Raw genomic sequence first — 18,178 nt, forward strand, 5'->3', positions numbered from 1 at the left:
CGCCCACCGAGGCTGATGCGACGAACATAAAGTAAGCATTATTAACAGTAAATACCCAACCCGCCCCCACCCCACCCCACCGCGACCCCGTCGATCAAGAAGTTTGCGTCACCCACCAACCCGAACCGCGACAGAAATCTCTTGATCACGCATTCCCGGTCGATGCCCGAGCTCCACCGCCCCCCGCCACGACGATCATGGATCTGACGGCAGAATTGATCTCTCCGCCCGCCGCCAACTCCATGATCGCCGGAGCGGGCGGGGGCAAGGCGGGGTGAGGTTCCCATTCCGTTTCGCCCCGACCAGCGCAAACCCCCCAATCCGCGCCCAATGCGCGATTGTCGCCCACCACCTACCACGGCGGGCGACCTGAAAGGAAAATCCGCATCTCCGATCGGAAAAACGGGCTTATTCGCGACGCGCAAATTCCGATCTTCCTCGGTCCACCCGCTCGCGATGACGAAGCGTGATCCACGCCCCTCCACCCCGGGCCGGTCGGCCACACGTCGCGGCAGTTCAGCCCCACCGCCACCCGATCGACGACGAGAGCCCGACCGCCACCCACGGTCAGCGGACGCCATTTCAGCCGACCCGACACGCCGGCTCGCCAAATAAACGACTTGACGCGTCGCGTTCCTCAACGCAATCATTGCTGTCACTGGATATCGATTTTCACGATTCCGGATTGATGATCCTTCACAACGTTCGGCGGGGCCATTCATCACGCGCCCGGAACGCGGTCCGAACGCGGTCCGAACGCGCCGGAACGCGCCCGCCACCCCGCCCACGGCAACACCCGGAAGTGTCATCGGAACACCCGCCAGCAGACGAGCGAGGAGTCCCCCGGTGAACGGGAACGACGAAGCTCCCGCGCCACCCCGGCCACTGCCGACGGCGCGGCACGACCGACCGGAGGACCGGCTCGCCCTGCACGGCGGGACACCCGTGCGCCGCGCCCCCTGGCCCACCTACGACAAGGGCGCCGTCTTCATCCACCCGGAGGACGAGGAGGCCGCCTGCCGGGCCGTCCGCAGCCACCTCTACTTCCGGTACGACCACCGCCCCCACCAGGAGACCGAATGCGGCCGGTTCGAGGCCGAACTGTGCCGCTACTTCGGCACGCGACACGCCCTCGCCGTGTCCAGCGGCACGGCGGCCCTGGCGCTGGCGCTCATGGCGGCCCGGGTGCCGCCGGGCTCGCTGGTCGCCTGCCCCGGCTTCACCTTCGTCGCCACGCCGAGCGCGATCGTCATGGCCGGGTGCCGCCCCTTCCTCGTCGAGGTGGACCGGAACCTGCGGCTCGACGCCGACGACCTGCGCCGCCGCTGGGACCCACGGATCAGGGCCATCGTGGTGGTGCACATGCGGGGGTTCGCGGCCGACGCCGAGGCCCTCGCCCGGCTCGCCGCCGAGATGGGGGTGCCGCTGGTCGAGGACGCGGTGCCGGCCCTCGGCGCCGAACTGCACGGCCGCAAGCTGGGCACGTTCGGGGTGGCCGGCGCGTTCAGCACCCAGTCCGACAAGGCGCTCAACTGCGGGGAGGGCGGCTTCCTGGTCACCGACGACAGCGCGCTGTTCGCCCGGGCGGTGGCGCTGTCCGGCGCGTACGAGGGACGGCTGCGGCGGCACTTCCCCGACGGCGAGCCGCCGCTGACCGGGCTGGAACTGCCCCTGCTCAGCCTGCGGATGGACGAGATCCGGGCCGCCCTGCTGCGCGCCGAGATGACCCGGCTGCCCGGGCGCCTGCGACTGTTCCACCGCAACTACGAGCACGTCAGCGCGGCGCTGGCGGACCTGCCGGGCATCGCGATCCGTCAGCCGGTCGCCCCCGGGGCGTACCTCGGGGAGGCGTTCGTGTTCCGGGTGCCCGGCGGCGACGCCGGCTGGTTCGCCCGCGCCCTGTGCCGGGAGGGCATCGACGCCCGCAACATCGGCAGCGACGACGACGTCAACGTCCGCGCGTTCTGGAACTGGCGGTTCGCGTACGACACCGACGACGTCGAGGCGATCCGCGCCCTGCTCCCGCACACCACCCGGTACCTGCGGGAGGCGGTGGACGTGCCGCTGTCGTCCAACCTGACCCTCGACGACTGCGCCGACCTCGTCCGGGCGGTACGCAAGGTCGCGGCAGAGCACGCCGGGCGGACGCCGGCCGGCCCGGGACCGGTGGGCCGATGACGGCCACCGACACCCGCACCGTCCCGCGGCTGACCCTGGTCGGGATCTTCGGTGGGCTGTTCGCCGGGTACCTCGGCCTCACGGCGGTGATCCCGGTGCTGCCCGGGTTCCTGCGGGACCGGCACGCCGCCGGCGACCTGGTGGTCGGGCTGGTCGTCACGGTGACCGCGCTGACCGCGCTGCTGGTGCGGCCGTTCGCCGGGGCGCTGGCCGACCGGTACGGACACCGCGCGGTGATGCTCACCGGGGCGCTCGTCGTGGCCGCCGGCGGTCTGCTGTACTTCCTGCCGCTCGCCGTGCCGGTGCTGGTGGCGGTCCGGCTGCTGCTCGGCGCGGGGGAGGCCGCCCTGTTCACCGCGGGCGCGGTGTGGACGGTGTCGCTGGCCCCGCACCACCGCCGCGGCCAGCTCATCGGCCTGTACGGCGTGAGCATGTGGGGCGGCATCTCGGCGGGCACGTTCCTCGGCGCGACCCTGCAACAGGTCTCGTACGGCGCGGTCTGGGCGCTCAGCGCCGCCGCTCCCCTGCTGGCCGCCGCGCTGGTCGCCCTGGTCCCCGTACCGTCCCGGGCCGGCGCGCCGGGCGGGGGCGGCGGGGCCGGCCTGCTGCTGCGGCCGGCGCTGCTGCCCGGCGTCGCGCTCGCCCTCGGCGCCGCCGGCTACGCCGGCCTGGCCGCGTTCGTCGTGCTGCACCTGGACGCGCGCGGGATCGGCTCCGGCGTGGTGGTGCTCAGCTGCTTCAGCGCCGTGTACGCCGGCACCCGGCTGGTGATCGGGCACCTGCCGGACCGGCTCGGCCCCCGGCGGGTGGCCGCCTGGTCGGCGGCCGGCGAGGCGGTCGGCCTGGCGATCGTCGCGGTCGCGCCGAACCTGCCCGTCGCCGTGACGGGCGGGCTGGTGATGGGAATCGGCTTCTCCCTGCTGCACCCGTCCCTGGCGCTGATGGTGATGGACCGCGCCGAGCCGACCCGGCAGGGGGCGGCGATCGGCGCGTACACCTCGTTCTGGGACCTGGGGCTGGCCGTGTGGGGGCCGGTGGCCGGCCTGGTCGCGGCGGCCTTCGACTACGCGGCCGTCTTCGCCGTCGGCGCGGCCTGCGCCGTGGCGGCGGCGGTCATGGCGGTGTGGATCGGCCGCCCCGAGCGGAGCGAGGTGGTCGCATGAGTGACCTGACCGTCCTGTGCGTCACCGGCTGGTGCCGCAACGGCAGCACGATCATCGGCAACGTCCTCAACGAGGTGCCCGGCTTCTTCCACGTCGGGGAGCTGCACTTCCTGTGGAAGAACTCCACCGGCCGGGGCGTCAACGACCTGTGCGGCTGCGGCGTCCCGCTGACCCGCTGCGAGCTGTGGTCGACGGTGCTGCCGGTGGGCCGACCGGCGGGCGTGTCGGCGGACGCGCACGCCGAGGCGGTGATCCGCCGGCAGCGCTCCCGGGTGCGCACCCGGCACACCTGGCGGGTGCTGCGCCGGGGCCTGCACGACGACGAGATCCGCGCCCACGCGGAACTGATGACCCGGGTCTACCATGCCGTCGCCGAGCGCACCGGCGCCCGGACCATCGTGGACACCACGAAGATCCCCGGGGAGGCGGCGCTGCTGCCGTACCTGGACGGGATCACGCCGTACTACGTGCACCTGGTGCGCGACCCCCGGGCGGTGGCGCACTCGTGGCGGGAGCCCAAGCAGTATGTCTACGCCATGTCCGCCGCGCGCAGCACCGCGTACTGGCACGGGTTCAACCTGGCCTCGGCGGCGATCACCCGGCGGCACCCGCGGCGGTCCGTGCTGCTGCGCTACGAGCGGTTCATCGCCGACCCGGCCGGCACCGTGGACGCGCTGCTGCGGCTGTGCGGCGCCGACCCGGCCGGCAATCCCGTCGACGGCCGGCGGGTCGAGCTGCACACCAACCACACGGTGACCGGCAACCCGGACCGGTTCCGCACCGGGCCGACCGTCCTCCGGGACCGCGACGACGCCTGGCGGAGCACGCTGTCCCGCGCCGACCGGCTGGCCGCGACGGCGCTGGCCCGGCCGCTGTTCGGCCGGTACGGCTACCGGGGCGACGGACCGGCCGGCGACGGACCGGGCGGCGACGGACCGGCCGGCGCCGGATCGGGCGAAAAGCGGGGCGATGGATCGGACCGGACGGGCCAGCCCGGGGGCGCCGACAGGGTGCCGCCGGCCAGCGGATCAGGGAGGTAGCGGGCGTGGAGCTGGGACTCAAGGGCCGGGTGGTCCTCGTCGCGGGCGGGTCCAGCGGGATCGGGCTGGCCTGCGCGCGGGAGTTCGCCGCCGAGGGCGCGCACGTGGCGGTCTGCGGGCGGGACCCGGACCGGCTGGCCGCCGCCGAGCGGGAACTGACCGCGGTCGCCACCGGCCGGGTCAGCGTCGCCGGCGTGGACGTCACCGACGGCGACGCGGCCCGCCGCTGGGTGGACCGGGTGGCCGCCGACCTGGGCGGGGCGCACGTCCTGCTGGTCAGCGGCGGCAGCCCGCCGGTGGGCACGGCCGCCCAGTTCGAGGCGGACGACTACCGGGCGGCGGTGGACAGGGTGCTGCTGCCGGCGATCGGCCTGGCCCTGGCGGTGCTGCCGCACCTGCGGGCCGCCGGATGGGGGCGGCTGCTCTTCGTGGCCTCCGAGACGGCGAGCGTGCCGATCGCCCCGCTGACGCTGTCCGGGGTGACCCGGGCGGCCCTGGTCCGCTTCGCCCAGGGCCTGGCCGTCGACGTGGCCCGCGACGGGATCACCGTCAACGTGCTCGCCCCGGGCGGGGTGCGGACGCCGCCGATGGAGCGGGCCGCGGCCCGGCTGGCCGGCGACGGCGACGTGGAGGCGCGGTTGGCGGCGATGGGCCACCACAACGCGCTGGGCCGGCTGGCCCGCCCCGAGGAGGTCGCCGCGGTGGCCGCGTTCCTGGCCAGCGAGCGGGCCTCGTTCGTCACCGCCGGCGTGCACCTGATCGACGGCGGCGCCAGCGCCACCGGTCCCGAGCTGCCGCACCTGACCGGCGTCCGCAAGGACACGTACGCCTGACCCGACCCCGCCACGCCGCCGGCCTCGGCCCGACCCCGCCACGCCGCCGGCCTCGGCCCGACCCCGCCACGCCGCCGGCCTCGGCCCGACCCCGCCACGCCGCCGGCCTCGGCCCGACCCCGCCACGCGGCCGGCATCAGCGCGAAGGAGTGCGCCATGTCCAGCACCAGCCAGACGTTCACGGAGCGGGACGTCTCCGAGTTCTTCGACGAGACCACCCAGACGTACCTGAGCTTCTGGGACAGCGAGGGCGTCCTGCACACCGGCTACTTCGCCGACGACGCCGACACCGACTACCACGCCGCCGCCGACCGCACCTCCGACATCCTGGCCGCCGAGGCGGGCGTCGACGCCACCTCGACGGTGCTCGACGTCGGCTGCGGCTGCGGCAACTTCCTGTTCCGGCTCGCGCAGCGGCACGGGTGCCGGGGCGAGGGGCTGGACCTGAGCGTCGAGCGGGTCAGGTTCGCCCAGGCCAGGCTGGCCGAGCGGGCCACCCCGGGGATCGGGTTCCGGCACGGCTCGGCCACCGCCCTGCCGTACGACGACGGCAGCTTCAGCCACGTCGTCAGCCAGGACGCGCTGTTCCTGGTGCCCGACAAGCCGCGCAGCCACGCCGAGATGCACCGGGTGCTCGCCCCGGGCGGGATCCTCGCGGTCACCGACTTCCTCCAGCCCACCACGGAGATCAGCCCGGCGGCCCGCCGGCACGTCTATGACCGGGTGCGCTGGAGCAGCGGCTACTCCCTCGACGGGTACCGGGCCGCGCTGGCCGGGGCGGGCTTCGAGGTGTTGTCCGCCCGCAGCCTCGACCCGCACATCCGGCAGACGTACCGGGTGCTCGGCGAGACCGCCCGACGGCGGGCCGCGAGCACCGACGACCCGGCCGCCCGGCAGTGGATCGCCGGGTTCGCCGAGTCCTGCGGACAGATCCAGGCCGCCATCGACCGGGGCGAGTTCGGCTGGGGCATGTTCGTCGCCCGCAGGCCGGCCTGAGCCACCCACGAGTCCGCCCCAGTCGCCCGCGAGCCGGCCCGAGTCGCCCGCGAGCCCGCCCGACAGGAGGATCACCGTGCAGCGCACCGACACCATCAAGCGGACGATCGCCGAGGTCGTCGCCGACCGGAAGAAGCAGATGTCGCCGGGCGGGATCTTCGTCGACGCCTTCGCCGAGCACGGCTTCGACACCCGCGTCGAGTACGACGTCACCATCACCGACTCGCTGACCAGTTCCCGGCGCAAGCCCCGCTACCCGTCCCGCAACATGCTCAAGGTGGTGGACCTGTCCCGCGAGCCGCAGGACCACTACTGGCACGAGAGTCCGCCCCGCTCCGGCGACCCGGCCGTGGACGGCGCGGACCTGCGCCGGGAGGCCGCCAACCACTTCCACCGCTCCCCCGTCCCGCCGCTGCTCACCACCAAGGCGTGGGTGCAGGTGCCCGACGGGCTGTGGGAGGACCCGAGGAGCTTCGCGGAGTTCATCAACTACCGCCTGGTGGTCCGGCTCGCCACCGCCGAGAACGTCACCATCCTGCGCGGCGAGGGCGGCCTGCTGAACATGCCCGACATCGCGCGGCTCACCGACCCCGGACCGTTCGGCTCCACCATCCTGGCCGCCTGCAACGAGGTGGAGCAGATGGGCAGCACCGCCGACGGGCTGATCATCAACCCGGCGGACTACTACCGGCTGCTCGGCTCCGGCCACCTGATCCGGGACGTGGAGGACAACGGCGTGTTCGTCGTCCGGACCCGGCTGGTCGACCCGGGCACCGCGATCGTCGGCGACTTCGGCCACGGCGCGCTGCTGTTCGACGCCGGCCGGTCGGTGATCGGGTTCGCCGAGCCGCCACCCGGCACGTTCGCCGAGCCGGGCCGCGCGCTGACCGCCGAGATCTACGAGCGCGTCGTGGTCAACCTGCCCACCTGCTTCTTCGTGGTCACCCTCTAGGGCGGCCGGCATGTCGACGCGGGACGACCCCGACGTGCTGGTCGTCGGCGCGGGCGTCGTCGGGCTGTTCTGCGCCTGGTTCCTGGCCCGCGACGGGCACCGGGTCACCGTCGTGGACCGGGGGGAGATCGGCGACCCGGCGGCCTGCTCGTCGGGGAACACCGGCTTCGTCGGCACCCAGGGCTCCGCCCCGCTCGCCGAGCCGGGAGTGCCGGCGAAGGGGCTGCGCTGGCTGCTGGACCCCGAGAGCCCCTTCCACGTCCGGCCCCGCTGGGACCCGGCCCTGCTCGCCTGGCTGTGGCACTTCCGCCGGGCCTGCACGGAGGAGAGGGCCCGGGCGGGCTTCGAGATCCTGCTGGCGCTCAAGCAGCGCAGCCTCGCCATCCTGCGCGAGGTCTGCGCGGCGGGCCCGCTCGCCGACACCCTCACCGCCCGGGGCATGCTGCTGGCCTGCAAGACCCCGGAGGGCTTCGCGCAGGCCCGCCGCTCGGTGCCGGCGGCGGTGGCCCGGGGCGTACCGCTGCGGGTGCTCGAACCAGGCGAGCTGGCCCGCCTCGAGCCGGGCGTCGAGTTCGACGTCGCCGGGGCGCTGCTCAACGCCGAGGGCGCGGCGCTGCGCATCCCGGCGTTCCTGGTGGAGTTCGCCCGCGCGCTGCGGGACATGGGCGTGGACATCCGCCCGCACACCGAGGTGCACGACTTCGCCACGGCCGGCGGCCAGGTCCGGGCCGTCCGTACGAGCCGGGGGGACCTGCGCCCCGCCGAGGTGGTGATCGCCGCCGGCGTCTGGTCCCGCGCCTGCGCCCGCCGGCTCGGCATCGAACTGGTGCTCCAGCCGGCCAAGGGCTACACGGTCACCGTCGAGGCCCCACCCGCCGCGCCCCGGCTGCCGGTCCTGCTCAGCGAGGGCAAGGTGGCCGTCATGCCGCTCGGCGACCGGCTGCGCCTCGGCGGCACCCTGGAACTGACCGGGATGGACGCCTCGGTGTCGCCGCGCCGGGTCGACGGCATCGTCCGCACCGTGCGGTCGTACCTGCCGGGGCTGGACACCGACCGGCAGGTGCAGGTGTGGAGCGGGCTGCGCCCCTGTACCCCCGACAGCCTGCCGCTGCTCGGCCGCGCCGGGGCGTACCGGAACGTCTGCGTCGCCGCGGGGCACGGCCACATCGGGATGGGACTGGCCCCGGCCGGCGGCCGGCTGATCGCCCAGCTCGTCGGCGGCCGGCCCCCGGAGCTGGACCTGGCCCCCTTCGCCGTCGACCGCTGGCGGCGCCGCTTCCCGCGCCGCCCGACCCGAGGGGGTACGCCGTGACCGACGCCCCGATCGGGGTGCTCTGCCTCGACACCTCGTTCGAGAAGATCCCCGGGCACATCCGCAACCCGGGCACGTTCGACTTCCCCGTCGTCTACCGGGTGGTCCGGGGCGCGTCGCCGCGGCGGCTGGTCCGCGAGGCCGACCCGACCCTGCTGGAGCCGTTCGTGCAGGCGGCGCGGGAGCTGGCGGCGGACGGGGTCGCCGGGATCACGGGCGCCTGCGGGTTCCTCGCCCTGTTCCAGGCCGAGCTGGCCGCCGCCGTGTCGGTGCCGCTGTGGTCGTCCAGCCTGCTCCAACTGCCCCTGGTGCACCGGATGGTCGGCCCGGAAAGGCCCGTCGGCCTGCTGGTCGCCGACGAGGCGGCGCTCACCCCGCGCCACCTCACGGCCGTCGGGGCCGCCTCCGTGCCGGTGCGCGTCACCGGGATGGCCGACCAGCCGGAGTTCCGCGAGGTGATGCTGGAGGGCCGCCGCGACGCCCTCGACGCGGACCGCCTCGAACGGGAGGTGCTGGGCCGGGTGGACCGGCTGGCCGAGACCCACCCGGACCTCGGCGCACTGGTGATCGAGTGCACCGACCTGGTGCCGTTCGCCCACGCGATCCAGGCCCGGCTCGGCCTCCCGGTGTTCGACATCGTCACCCTCACGAACATGCTCCACGCGACGCTGACCCGACGCCCGTACGCGCGCAGGCCCTGACGGCACCCCCACCTCCGTAATCTTGCAGTTTTGGCCCCAACGAAGCGGACAAAAGCCGTGAGCGAGGAGCGCAAGTGCAAGATCGCGGAACCGGTGTGCTTGCGGCGGGCGGCGATGCTCATGAAAGCGGCAGCCAACCGATGAGAGGGACGCCTGATGATCGGCGATGAGGAGTACGTCCGGCAGCTACGGGAGACCTCTCCGCCTACCACCGGGCGGTAGCGAGCTTCCGCGGGCTCATCCTCGGACTCCTCCTCGCTCTGGGCATCATCCCGCTCGGGCTCTTCGGCGTGTCGCCTGACGTCGTACGTGCCTTGGCCGCGGCCATGTTCGTGGTGGTGGTGCCGTCGATTTTGATCGGCTGGACGGCCGTCATCCCGCTGACCCTCAAGGGCCGGGCGCTGATGCCCGGCAACGACCTGGACACGACGGCCAGGCGCTCCGCGCTCGGTATCCGGGCGATCCTGCGTGACCTGCCCCCGGGCCGGAGAAGCTGAGGGCGCCGAGCCGCGGACCGTCGAATCACACGTGACCTGGGTCGCTCCCGCAGTGGCCGGAGAGGGCGTAGCGCAGCAGCACGACGTCGCCGATCTGGCGGGCCTCCGCGAGGATCGCCCGCCGGCCCGGGTGCCACGGGAACCGGCCGTCGCCGGGGAACCGGGGCGCGCGGCGGTCGCCGACGAAGAACGGGGCGACCACCAGGTGCAGCTCGTCGACGAGCCCCGCGCCGAGGAACTGCGTGTGCACGCCCGCGCCGCCCTCGACCATCAGCCGCCGCACCCCCCGGGCGGCCAGGTCGGCCAGCACCCCGGCACAGCCGAGCGGCTCACCGGCGTCGGGGCCGTCGGCTGACCCCACGCCGCCCGCCGCCTCGGCGCAGCCGGGCGGCACCTCCACGACCGTGGCCAGCCCGGCCAGGCGGTGCCGGGCCTTCCCCAGCGCCGCCGGCGCGCAGTAGACGATCCGCTCGGTGTCGCCGACGGTGAAGAACCGGGCCGCCGGGTCGAGATCGCCGGTGGCGGTGACGGTGACCTTCGTCGGCGACGGGGGCAGGCCGCGGGCGACCCGCCGCTGCTGACGCTCCGGCGAGCGCACCACCAGCCGCGGATCGTCGAGGCGGACCGTGCCGGCGCCGACGAGGATGGCGTCGCACCCCGCCCGTACGGCGTCGACGCGGTCCAGGTCCGCCTCGTTGGACAGCAGCAGCCGCTGGTCGGTGGCGTCGTCGATGTAGCCGTCGATCGACATGGCGCAGGACAGCAGCACGTACGGCCGGTCCGGCGGCGCGCCCGCGCCGTCCGCGACGGTGGAACCCGGGCGCGCGGGGTCCGGTGCCGTGGCGGTCACGGGACGACGGAGAGGTCGATGGTGTGGGCCGCCCGGCTGGCCTTGGCGGCCAGGTATCCGGCGTTCGCCGGGGACAGGTGCAGCGCCGTGGGCACCCGCTCGACCACCTCGATCCCGAGCCGGCGCAGCTGCTCGGCCTTGTCCGGGTTGTTGCTGAGCAGGGCCACCCGGCCGGCCCCGAGGGCCACCAGCATCTGGGCGGCGACCGTGTAGTCCCGCTCGTCGGCGCCGCGGCCGAGGGCCAGGTTCGCCTCGTAGGTGTCCAGCCCCGAGTCCTGCAGGGCGTACGCGTCGAGCTTGGCGTACAGGCCGATGCCCCGGCCCTCCTGCCGCAGGTAGAGCACCAGGCCGCCCGGGTCGGCGATCCGCTCGACCGCCTCGCGCAGCTGCGGACCGCAGTCGCAGCGCTGGCTGCCGAACACGTCCCCGGTCAGGCACTCGCTGTGCGGGCGGACCAGCGCGGGCGGCCCGCCGGCGGCGGCCCGGTCCAGCGCGGCCTGCCAGTCCCCGACCCCGAACGCGAGGTGTTCGCGGCCGTCGGCCAGACCGTGGAACGAGAACACCCGGGCGGTCGCGGCGTAGCCGTCGGAGAAGCGCAGCGGAACCGTCACCTGCGTCCGGACGGTGGCGCTCGGCAGTGCTCGGGACATGACTCTCCTTCGTCAGGCGGTCAGCCGCTCGGGGCGCGCCGGCCGGGTGACGGGCCCCGGGCGGCGGCGGGCCAGCAGCACCACCGCCCCGGGCAGGCTCGACACCAGGACCAGGACCCCGTACACCGTGGCGGTGGCGACGCCCTGCGCGGCGGTGAGGCCCGCGGCCCCGAACGCCCAGGCCGCCACCCCCTCGCGCGGCCCGAACCCGGCCACGTTCAACGGTATGCCCATCGCGAGCAGCGCGAGCAGGGTCAGCGGCAGCAGTCGGGACAGCGGCGCGGTCGCCCCCGCCGTACGCGCGGCGACCAGGAAGGTGGCCAGGTGGCCGGCGACCACCGCGGCGGAGGTCAGCAGCACCCCGCACCAGGTGCGGCGGGCCAGCAGGCCGGCACGGACGTCGGCCACCGCCGCCCGCAGCGCCCGCGCCCCGGCCGACGCGCCGAACCTCGGGGCCGCCCGGGCCAGCAGCACCGCGCCGACCGCCCCGGCGGCGAGCAGCGCCACGGCCGCCGGCAGGTACGGCCGCACCGGCGACGGGAACGCGGCCAGCACCACCACCGCGATCACCGCCTGGACCGCCTGGCCGGCGGCGCGCTCCCACACCACCGCCCGCACACCCCGGCCGAGGTCGCCGGCGTCGCGCCCGTGGCGGACCGCGCGGTCCACGTCGCCGAGCACCCCGCCGGGCAGCGTCGCGTTCAGGAACACGGCCCGGTAGTAGCGCGCCACGGCCGCGCCGAGCGGCAGCCGTACGCCGAGCCCGCCGGCGACGAGGCGCCACCGCCACGCCGCGCAGACGGTGGTGAGCAGGCCGGCGCCGAGCGCCACCGCGAGCGCCGGGCCGTCGATCAGGCGCAGCCCGGCGACGAACGGGCCGCCGCCCACCTGGCGCAGCAGCAGGGCCAGCACGGCCACCCCGGCGAGGGCCCGTGCCCACCGCCAGAACGGCCGGGGCAGCCTCGGCACGACGCTCATCGGCAGCCGGCGAGCAGGTCGCGGTGGTCGACGAGGACGCCGAGCCGGCCGGCCCGCGCCTGGGCCAGCCGCCGGCGGCCGTACGCCTCCGCGGGGCCGGCCAGCTCGGGCCGCTGCTCGCGGGCGGCGCCGAGCCAGCCGGTGAACCAGTCGGCCGCCAGGTCCGCCTGTCGGGGGCCGAGGCGCCAGGGGCTGGGCCGGACGATCGCCGACACGCCGTGCCGGGCGAACGCGGCGACGCAGGCGTCGAGGGCGTCGGGGCCGAGCAGTGTACGCCCGGCGACGCCGCGCCGCTGGTGGTCGTTGAACGCCGTGGCGACCTCGTCGTCGAGCGGGTCGGGCGGGGTCAGCTCGACCCGGCCGACCACCGAGAGGGTGAGCAGGGTGGGGCGTTCGGCGCAGGCGCCGACGATCCGCTCGACCTCGTCGGCCGTGAGCATGTCCAGCAGCGCGGACGCGGTGACCAGCGAGGCGTCGGCGAGGTCGGCGGCGGTCAGTCGGGTGATGTCGGCCCGCCGGGTCTCCACGGTGACCGGGACGCCGTCGGCGGCGGCCGGCGGGGCGGCGCGGGCGCGGGCGAGCAGGGCGGGGTCGCGGTCGTGCAGGACCCAGTGCTGCGGGCCGGGCAGCCGGGGGGCGAGCCAGCGGCCCATCGACCCGGTGCCCGCGCCGAGGTCGTGGATCACCGTCGGCCCGCCGGCCGGGAGGTGTCGACGCAGCGGTTCGAGCAGGTCGGCGGCGCGCGCCGCCGCATCGGCGGCCTCCCGCAGCCGCAGCCAGCGGGCGAAGGCGCCCGGGTCGTGACTGACCCCGGTCGGGTCGTAGCCGTCGCTCATGTCGCCGCCTCGCTGCGCTGGGCGCCGTCATGAGCCGTGGCACCGAGTTCGCTGGCCCGCCCGCTCATGTCGCCGCCTCCGCCAACGCCGCGGCGAGGGCCGCCGCGGTGGCGTCCCAGCCGGCCAGGGTGTCCCGGCGGGCGCGGGCGGCGCGGCGCAGCCGCTCCCGCAGGCCGGCGTCGCCGAGCCAGCGGCGCAGGGCGGCGGCCAGCGCCGCCGGGTCCTCGGGCGGCACCAGCAGGCCGGGCCGCTCGCCGTCCGGGGCACGCCCCAGCGCCTCGGGCAGGCCGCCGACGTCGCTGGCCAGCACCGGTACGCCCCGGGCCAGCGCCTCGGTGACCACCATCCCGTACGTCTCGCCGCGCGAGGCCAGCACCAGCAGGTCGGCGGCGGCGTACGCGGCGGCCAGCCCGGGGCCGGTACGCGGGCCGACCAGCCGTACCCGCCCGGTCAGGCCGGTCCGCTCGGCCAGCCGGCGCAGCCCGTCGGCGAAGTCCGGGGCGCGGGTCGTCGCGCCGACGCAGACGCAGCGCCACGGCAGGTCGGCGACCGTGGCCAGGGCGGCCAGCAGCACGTCGTGGCCCTTGTGCGGGGCGACCGCCGCCACGCACAGCAGCTCGGTGCCGGCGGGCGTCCCGGTGGCCGGCGGCGCGGGGTCGACTCCCGGCGCGGCGACGCGCACCCGGTCGGCGGGCAGCCCGTACCGGTCGAGCAGCCGGCGGCGGGCCCAGCCGCTGGTCGCCACGACGGCGGTGGCGGCGGCGAGCGCGCGGGCCTCGGCGGGGTCCTCGCGGGGCAGGTGCACCAGCACGACGAGGCGCAGCCGGCCGGCGTGCGGCGCCAGCGCCTCCGGCGCCACCGAGGCGACCAGCCCGTCCAGCAGCACCACCGCGCCGTCGGGCAGGGCGGCGAGGCGGCCGGCGAGCGCGGCCCGCCCGGCCGGGGTGGGCGCGGGCCAGCCGCCGGGCACCGGGTGTTCGCGGACCCGCCAGCCGGCGGCGGCCAGTCCCCCGCAGACCCGCCGGTCGTAGTGGTTGCCGCCGCTGGGGGTGGCCGGGTCGTCGATGTCGTCGGGCAGCACCACGTGCACCTCCCGGACGCCCACGCCCGCCGCGGCCACCGCGGACGCTCGCAGCCGGTCGGTCACAGCGGGCGCTCGTAGCTGGCCCAGGCGACGTGCGACTCGTGCAGGGTGACGGTGATCCCGGTCAGCCCGCGCGCACCCTCGCCCAGGTCGCCCGCGCGCACCCGGTCGGCGAGCCGGTCGGCCACCGTCCGGGCCAGCACCTCGGTAGTGGTGTTCGTCCCGGCGAACGCCGGCTCGTCGTCGAGGTTGCGGTACGTCAGCTCGCCGAGGATCGCCTTCAGGGCGTCCGTGGCCCGGCCGATGTCGACGACGATCCCGTCGGCGTCCAGGTCGGGCCGGCGGAAGGTGGCGTCGACGACGAACGTGGCCCCGTGCAGGCGCTGCGCCGGCCCGAAGACCTCGCCGCGGAAGCTGTGGGCGATCATCATGTGGTCACGGACGGTCACGCTGAACACGTTGTCACTCCTCCTGGTAGGTGATGAGGTGGCACAGCGCGGGCAGGCGTCCCGCGCTCAGTGCGGCGAGCACGTCCGGCAGCTCCGCGAACGGCGAGCGGCCGGTGATCAGCGCGTCGAAGGCCGGGTCGGCGAGCAGTTCCAGGGCCAGCGCGAGCCGGTCGGCGTACGTGCGGCTGCCCCGGCGGGCCGGGGCGACCCGGCCGACCTGGCTGCTGCGCACCGTCAGCCGGCCGGAGTGGAACGCCCCGCCCAGCGACAGGGTGACGGGGCGGTCGCCGTACCAGCTCAGCTCCAGCACCGTGCCCTCCGGGGCGAGCAGGTCCAACGCGCGCTGCAACCCGGCGGAGCTGGCGCTGGCGTGCACCACCAGGTCGCGCCCGCCCGTGGCGTCCCCGGGCGGGGCGAAGTCGACGCCGAGCGCCGCGGCCACGGCGGCCCGGCCGGGGTCCGCGTCGACCAGCTCGACCCGCACCCCGGGGAAGCGGGCGAGCAGCGCGGCGACGCAGGCGCCGACCATGCCGGCGCCGACCACGCTCACCCGGTCGCCGACCAGCGGCGGGGCGTCCCACAGGGCGTTCACGGCGGTCTCCACGGTGCCGGCGAGCACCGCGCGGGCCGCCGGCACCCCGTCCGGTACGGGCACCACCGCGTCGGCGGGCACCACGTACGCGGTCTGGTGCGGGTGCAGGCAGAAGACGGTACGCCCGCGCAGCGCCACCGGGCCCTGCTCCACCACGCCCACACTGAGGTAGCCGTACTTGACGGGAGCGGGGAAGTCGCCCTCCTGGAACGGGGCGCGCATGGCGGCGTACTGGTCGACGGGGACCCGGCCGGCGAAGACCAGCGTCTCGGTGCCCCGGCTGACCCCGGAGTAGCGGGCGCGGACCAGCACCTCGTCGGGGCCGGGCGCGGGCAGCGTCGCCTCCCGGATCTCCCCCGCCCCGGGCTCGCGCAGCCAGAACGCGTACGCCCGCGAGGCGTCGGTCGTCCCCTCGTGGCGCACCTCGTCCTCCTCGTGATTTCCCGGCGGTCCGAACCGTCCGGGCCCGCCGTTCGTGGTGTGTGTCGACGGACCGTCGACGGTCGTCCCGTCGATCATCAATCACGGAGGCGTGGTGTTCAGGGTTCAACGGGGTCCGATCACCGGACTGGTCGTCCAGTTCGTCGTCCTGGCGGGCCTGCACGCGGCCGTCGGGCTCGGCCCGGCCGGCTGGTGCGCCGGGCTGGCGTACGGGATCGTCGTCTGCGCCCTGCTGGCGCGGGGCCTGCGCCGCGCCGGGGCGGCCGGCCTGGGGCCGGGCGACGTGGTGACGTTGGGCCGGGCGATCCTGGTGGGCGCGGTGACCGCGCTGGTCGTGGACGGGTTCGGCGGGGGTACGCCCATCCCGCTACTGGTCGGGCTGACGGCGGTGGCGCTGCTGCTGGACGCGGTCGACGGGCAGGTGGCCCGGCGCACCGGCACGGCCAGCGCGCTCGGGGCGCGCTTCGACATGGAGGTCGACGCGTACCTCATCCTGCTGCTGGGCGCCCACCTGGCGCCGGCGCTCGGGGGCTGGGTGCTCGCGATGGGCGCGATGCGGTACGCCTTCGTGGCCGCCGGGTGGGCGCTGCCGTGGCTGCGCGGGACGCTGCCGCCGCGCCGCTGGCGCAAGGTGGTCGCCGCGACGCAGGGCGTGGCCCTCGCGGCGGCCTCGGCCGGGGTGCTGTCCCCGGCCGCGGCGAGCGTGCTGCTGGCCGGCGCGCTGGTCCTGCTCGTCGAGTCGTTCGGCCGGGACGTCGGCTGGCTCTGGCGGCGCCCGGCGCGGCCACGCCCTGTGATCGGTGCCGGCCGTCGCGTAGGGCGCGCACATCCGGCGCGACCAGACCCGAGCACGGAGCCCACCCCCGTGCCGCCTGGGGTGTCGGCATGAAGGGCGACGCGACGCCGGGAACCCAGGGGCGCGGCGGGTGGCGGCGCCTGCGGGCGGGCGTGGCAAGCGGGCTGGCGGGGCTGCTCGTGCTGGCCGTCCTCGCCGCGCCGGTGCGGCCGCGCGAGCTGACCCCGTGGGCGTTCCTGCGCCTGCCGGTCGAGGCCCTGCTGGCCGCCGCCGTGCTGCTGGCCCTGCCGGCGCGCGCCCGGCGTCCGGTGGCCGCGCTGGCCGGGGCGGGGCTCGGCCTGCTGGGCGTCCTGAAGCTCGCCGACCTGGGCTTCTCCGGCGCGCTGGGCCGGCCGTTCGATCCGGTGTCCGACTGGGCGCTGCTCGACGACGCGACCGGCTTCCTCGCCGACTCGGTCGGCCGGGCCGGCGCGACCGCCGCCGCCGTCGCCGTCGTGCTGCTCGCCGTCGGGCTGCCGGCCGTGGGGGCGCTGGCGGTGCTGCGGCTGGCGGTGCTGCTCGCCCGGCACGAGACCGGCGCCACCCGGGCCGTGGCGGCGCTGACCGTCGGCTGGGTCGCCTGCGCCGCGTTCGGCGTGCGGGTCGCCCCCGGCGTACCGGTCGCCGACTCCGGCGCCGGCGCCCTCGTCCGCGACCACGCGGCGCGGGTGCGGGCGGGCCTGGCCGACCGGGACGTGTTCGCCGCGCAGGTCGCCGCCGACCCGTTCCGGGACACCCCGGGCGAGCGGCTGCTGACCGGCCTGCGCGGCAAGGACGTCGTCGTCGCGTTCGTGGAGAGCTACGGGCGGGACGCGGTCGAGGACCCGGAGTTCGCGCCCGGGGTCGGCGCGGTGCTCGACGCGGGGACCGCGCGACTGCGGGCGGCCGGCTTCGGCGCCCGCAGCGCGTACCTCACCTCGCCGACGGCGGGCGGCGGGAGCTGGCTGGCCCACGCCACGCTGCTGTCCGGGCTGTGGATCGACACCGAGCAGCGCCACCGGAGCCTGCTGGCCGGGGACCGGCTCACCCTGGGCGGCGCGTTCCACCGGGCGGGCTGGCGCACGGTCGGCGTGATGCCGGCCGCCATGCAGGACTGGCCCGAGGGCCGCTTCTACGGCTACGACCAGTTCTACGACAACCGGGCCCTCGGCTACCGGGGGCCGGCGTTCGGCTACGCCCCGATGCCCGACCAGTACGCGCTGTCGGTCTTCCAGCGTCGGGAGCGGGCCGGCACCGGCCGGCCCCCGGTGATGGCCGAGATCGCGCTGACCTCCAGCCACTCCCCGTGGACCCTCGTTCCCCGGCCGCTGGGCTGGGACGACCTCGGCGACGGCTCGGTCTTCGCGCACGCCGTGACGGTCACTCCCGACGGACGGGACGCGGTGCGCCGCTCGGCCGCGCAGGTGCGCGCCGGGTACCGCAGCAGCGTCGAGTACACCCTGGAGACGCTGATCTCGTACGTCGAGACGTACGGCGACGACGACCTGGTGCTGGTCTTCCTCGGCGACCACCAGCCCGCCCCGGCCGTCACCGGCGCGGACGCCGGCCGGGACGTGCCGGTCACCGTCGTGGCGCGCGACCCGGCCGTGCTGGACCGGATCGCCGGGTGGGGCTGGCGGGACGGCCTGCGTCCCGGCCCCGGGGCGCCGGTATGGCGGATGGACAGCTTCCGGGACCGGTTCCTGACCGCGTTCGGGTCGCGGGCGGGCCCGGCGGGATTGCCGCCGCCCGGGCGGTCGCCGGGTGCTGCCCCGCACCGCTGACCGGCGTCAGGCGGCCTCGCGTCCGCTC

General features: G+C 76.1%; 16 protein-coding genes and 1 pseudogene. 10 read left to right on the forward strand and 7 right to left on the reverse strand.

What is annotated here, in order from left to right:
- Positions 1–846 precede the first annotated feature (846 nt).
- The 9 genes from ABGB16_RS11970 to ABGB16_RS12010 all read left to right on the forward strand — a co-directional run bounded on the left by ABGB16_RS11970 (position 847) and on the right by ABGB16_RS12010 (position 9,672).
- Positions 847–2,178, forward strand: a complete 1,332-nt coding sequence (locus ABGB16_RS11970) for an aminotransferase class I/II-fold pyridoxal phosphate-dependent enzyme (RefSeq protein WP_347668072.1) — start codon at positions 847–849, stop codon at positions 2,176–2,178.
- Positions 2,175–3,341 carry an MFS transporter gene (locus ABGB16_RS11975; protein WP_347668073.1) on the forward strand — a complete coding sequence of 389 codons (1,167 nt, stop codon included), beginning with the start codon at positions 2,175–2,177 and terminating at the stop codon, positions 3,339–3,341. Before ABGB16_RS11970 ends, ABGB16_RS11975 begins: the two co-directional genes overlap by 4 nt.
- Complete coding sequence (locus tag ABGB16_RS11980; protein WP_347668074.1) at positions 3,338–4,381, forward strand: sulfotransferase; 1,044 nt, start codon at positions 3,338–3,340, stop codon at positions 4,379–4,381. Before ABGB16_RS11975 ends, ABGB16_RS11980 begins: the two co-directional genes overlap by 4 nt.
- 5 nt (positions 4,382–4,386) lie before the next feature.
- A complete protein-coding gene (locus ABGB16_RS11985; protein ID WP_347668075.1) occupies positions 4,387–5,214 on the forward strand; it encodes an SDR family oxidoreductase in 828 nt (275 codons plus the stop codon).
- Between the two features lie 156 nt (positions 5,215–5,370).
- Positions 5,371–6,210 (forward strand): methyltransferase domain-containing protein, encoded by an 840-nt coding sequence (locus ABGB16_RS11990; RefSeq protein WP_347668076.1) that lies wholly within the window; start codon positions 5,371–5,373, stop codon positions 6,208–6,210.
- Positions 6,211–6,286: 76 nt separating this feature from the next.
- On the forward strand, positions 6,287–7,162 hold the full coding sequence (locus tag ABGB16_RS11995; protein WP_347668077.1) for a family 3 encapsulin nanocompartment shell protein: 876 nt from the start codon (positions 6,287–6,289) through the stop codon (positions 7,160–7,162).
- Positions 7,163–7,172: 10 nt separating this feature from the next.
- Complete coding sequence (locus ABGB16_RS12000) at positions 7,173–8,474, forward strand: FAD-dependent oxidoreductase (RefSeq protein ID WP_347668078.1); 1,302 nt, start codon at positions 7,173–7,175, stop codon at positions 8,472–8,474.
- The gene (locus ABGB16_RS12005) at positions 8,471–9,175 is read left to right on the forward strand and encodes an aspartate/glutamate racemase family protein (protein ID WP_347668079.1); all 705 of its coding nucleotides are present in this window, start codon (positions 8,471–8,473) and stop codon (positions 9,173–9,175) included. Before ABGB16_RS12000 ends, ABGB16_RS12005 begins: the two co-directional genes overlap by 4 nt.
- Positions 9,176–9,465: 290 nt before the next feature.
- Positions 9,466–9,672, forward strand: a complete 207-nt coding sequence (locus tag ABGB16_RS12010) for a hypothetical protein (protein WP_347668080.1) — start codon at positions 9,466–9,468, stop codon at positions 9,670–9,672.
- Between the two features lie 25 nt (positions 9,673–9,697).
- Here the strand turns inward: ABGB16_RS12010 and ABGB16_RS12015 are convergent, their stop codons facing one another.
- From ABGB16_RS12015 to ABGB16_RS12045, 7 genes are all read right to left on the reverse strand, one after another.
- Positions 9,698–10,441, reverse strand: a complete 744-nt coding sequence (locus tag ABGB16_RS12015) for a dihydrofolate reductase family protein (RefSeq protein ID WP_347668112.1) — start codon at positions 10,439–10,441, stop codon at positions 9,698–9,700.
- A gap of 77 nt (positions 10,442–10,518) precedes the next feature.
- Positions 10,519–11,172 carry a GTP cyclohydrolase II gene (gene ribA / locus ABGB16_RS12020; RefSeq protein ID WP_347668081.1) on the reverse strand — a complete coding sequence of 218 codons (654 nt, stop codon included), beginning with the start codon at positions 11,170–11,172 and terminating at the stop codon, positions 10,519–10,521.
- Between the two features lie 12 nt (positions 11,173–11,184).
- Complete coding sequence (locus ABGB16_RS12025) at positions 11,185–12,150, reverse strand: lysylphosphatidylglycerol synthase transmembrane domain-containing protein (RefSeq protein ID WP_347668082.1); 966 nt, start codon at positions 12,148–12,150, stop codon at positions 11,185–11,187.
- Complete coding sequence (locus tag ABGB16_RS12030; RefSeq protein ID WP_347668083.1) at positions 12,147–12,986, reverse strand: methyltransferase domain-containing protein; 840 nt, start codon at positions 12,984–12,986, stop codon at positions 12,147–12,149. Before ABGB16_RS12030 ends, ABGB16_RS12025 begins: the two co-directional genes overlap by 4 nt.
- 64 nt (positions 12,987–13,050) lie before the next feature.
- Entirely contained in the window at positions 13,051–14,091 is a 1,041-nt protein-coding gene (locus ABGB16_RS12035; RefSeq protein WP_347668113.1) for a glycosyltransferase family 4 protein, read from the reverse strand.
- Between the two features lie 38 nt (positions 14,092–14,129).
- Positions 14,130–14,528: a 6-carboxytetrahydropterin synthase gene (locus ABGB16_RS12040; protein ID WP_347668084.1), complete on the reverse strand. Its 399-nt coding sequence runs from the start codon at positions 14,526–14,528 to the stop codon at positions 14,130–14,132.
- A 4-nt stretch (positions 14,529–14,532) separates the two neighbouring features.
- Positions 14,533–15,534, reverse strand: a complete 1,002-nt coding sequence (locus ABGB16_RS12045) for a dehydrogenase (RefSeq protein WP_347668085.1) — start codon at positions 15,532–15,534, stop codon at positions 14,533–14,535.
- Between the two features lie 109 nt (positions 15,535–15,643).
- Here ABGB16_RS12045 and ABGB16_RS12050 point away from each other — a divergent pair.
- A pseudogene (locus ABGB16_RS12050) lies at positions 15,644–18,150 on the forward strand (CDP-alcohol phosphatidyltransferase family protein).
- Positions 18,151–18,178: the final 28 nt, after the last annotated feature.

Source organism: Micromonospora sp. B11E3, assembly GCF_039871625.1.
Taxonomy (GTDB): domain Bacteria; phylum Actinomycetota; class Actinomycetes; order Mycobacteriales; family Micromonosporaceae; genus Micromonospora.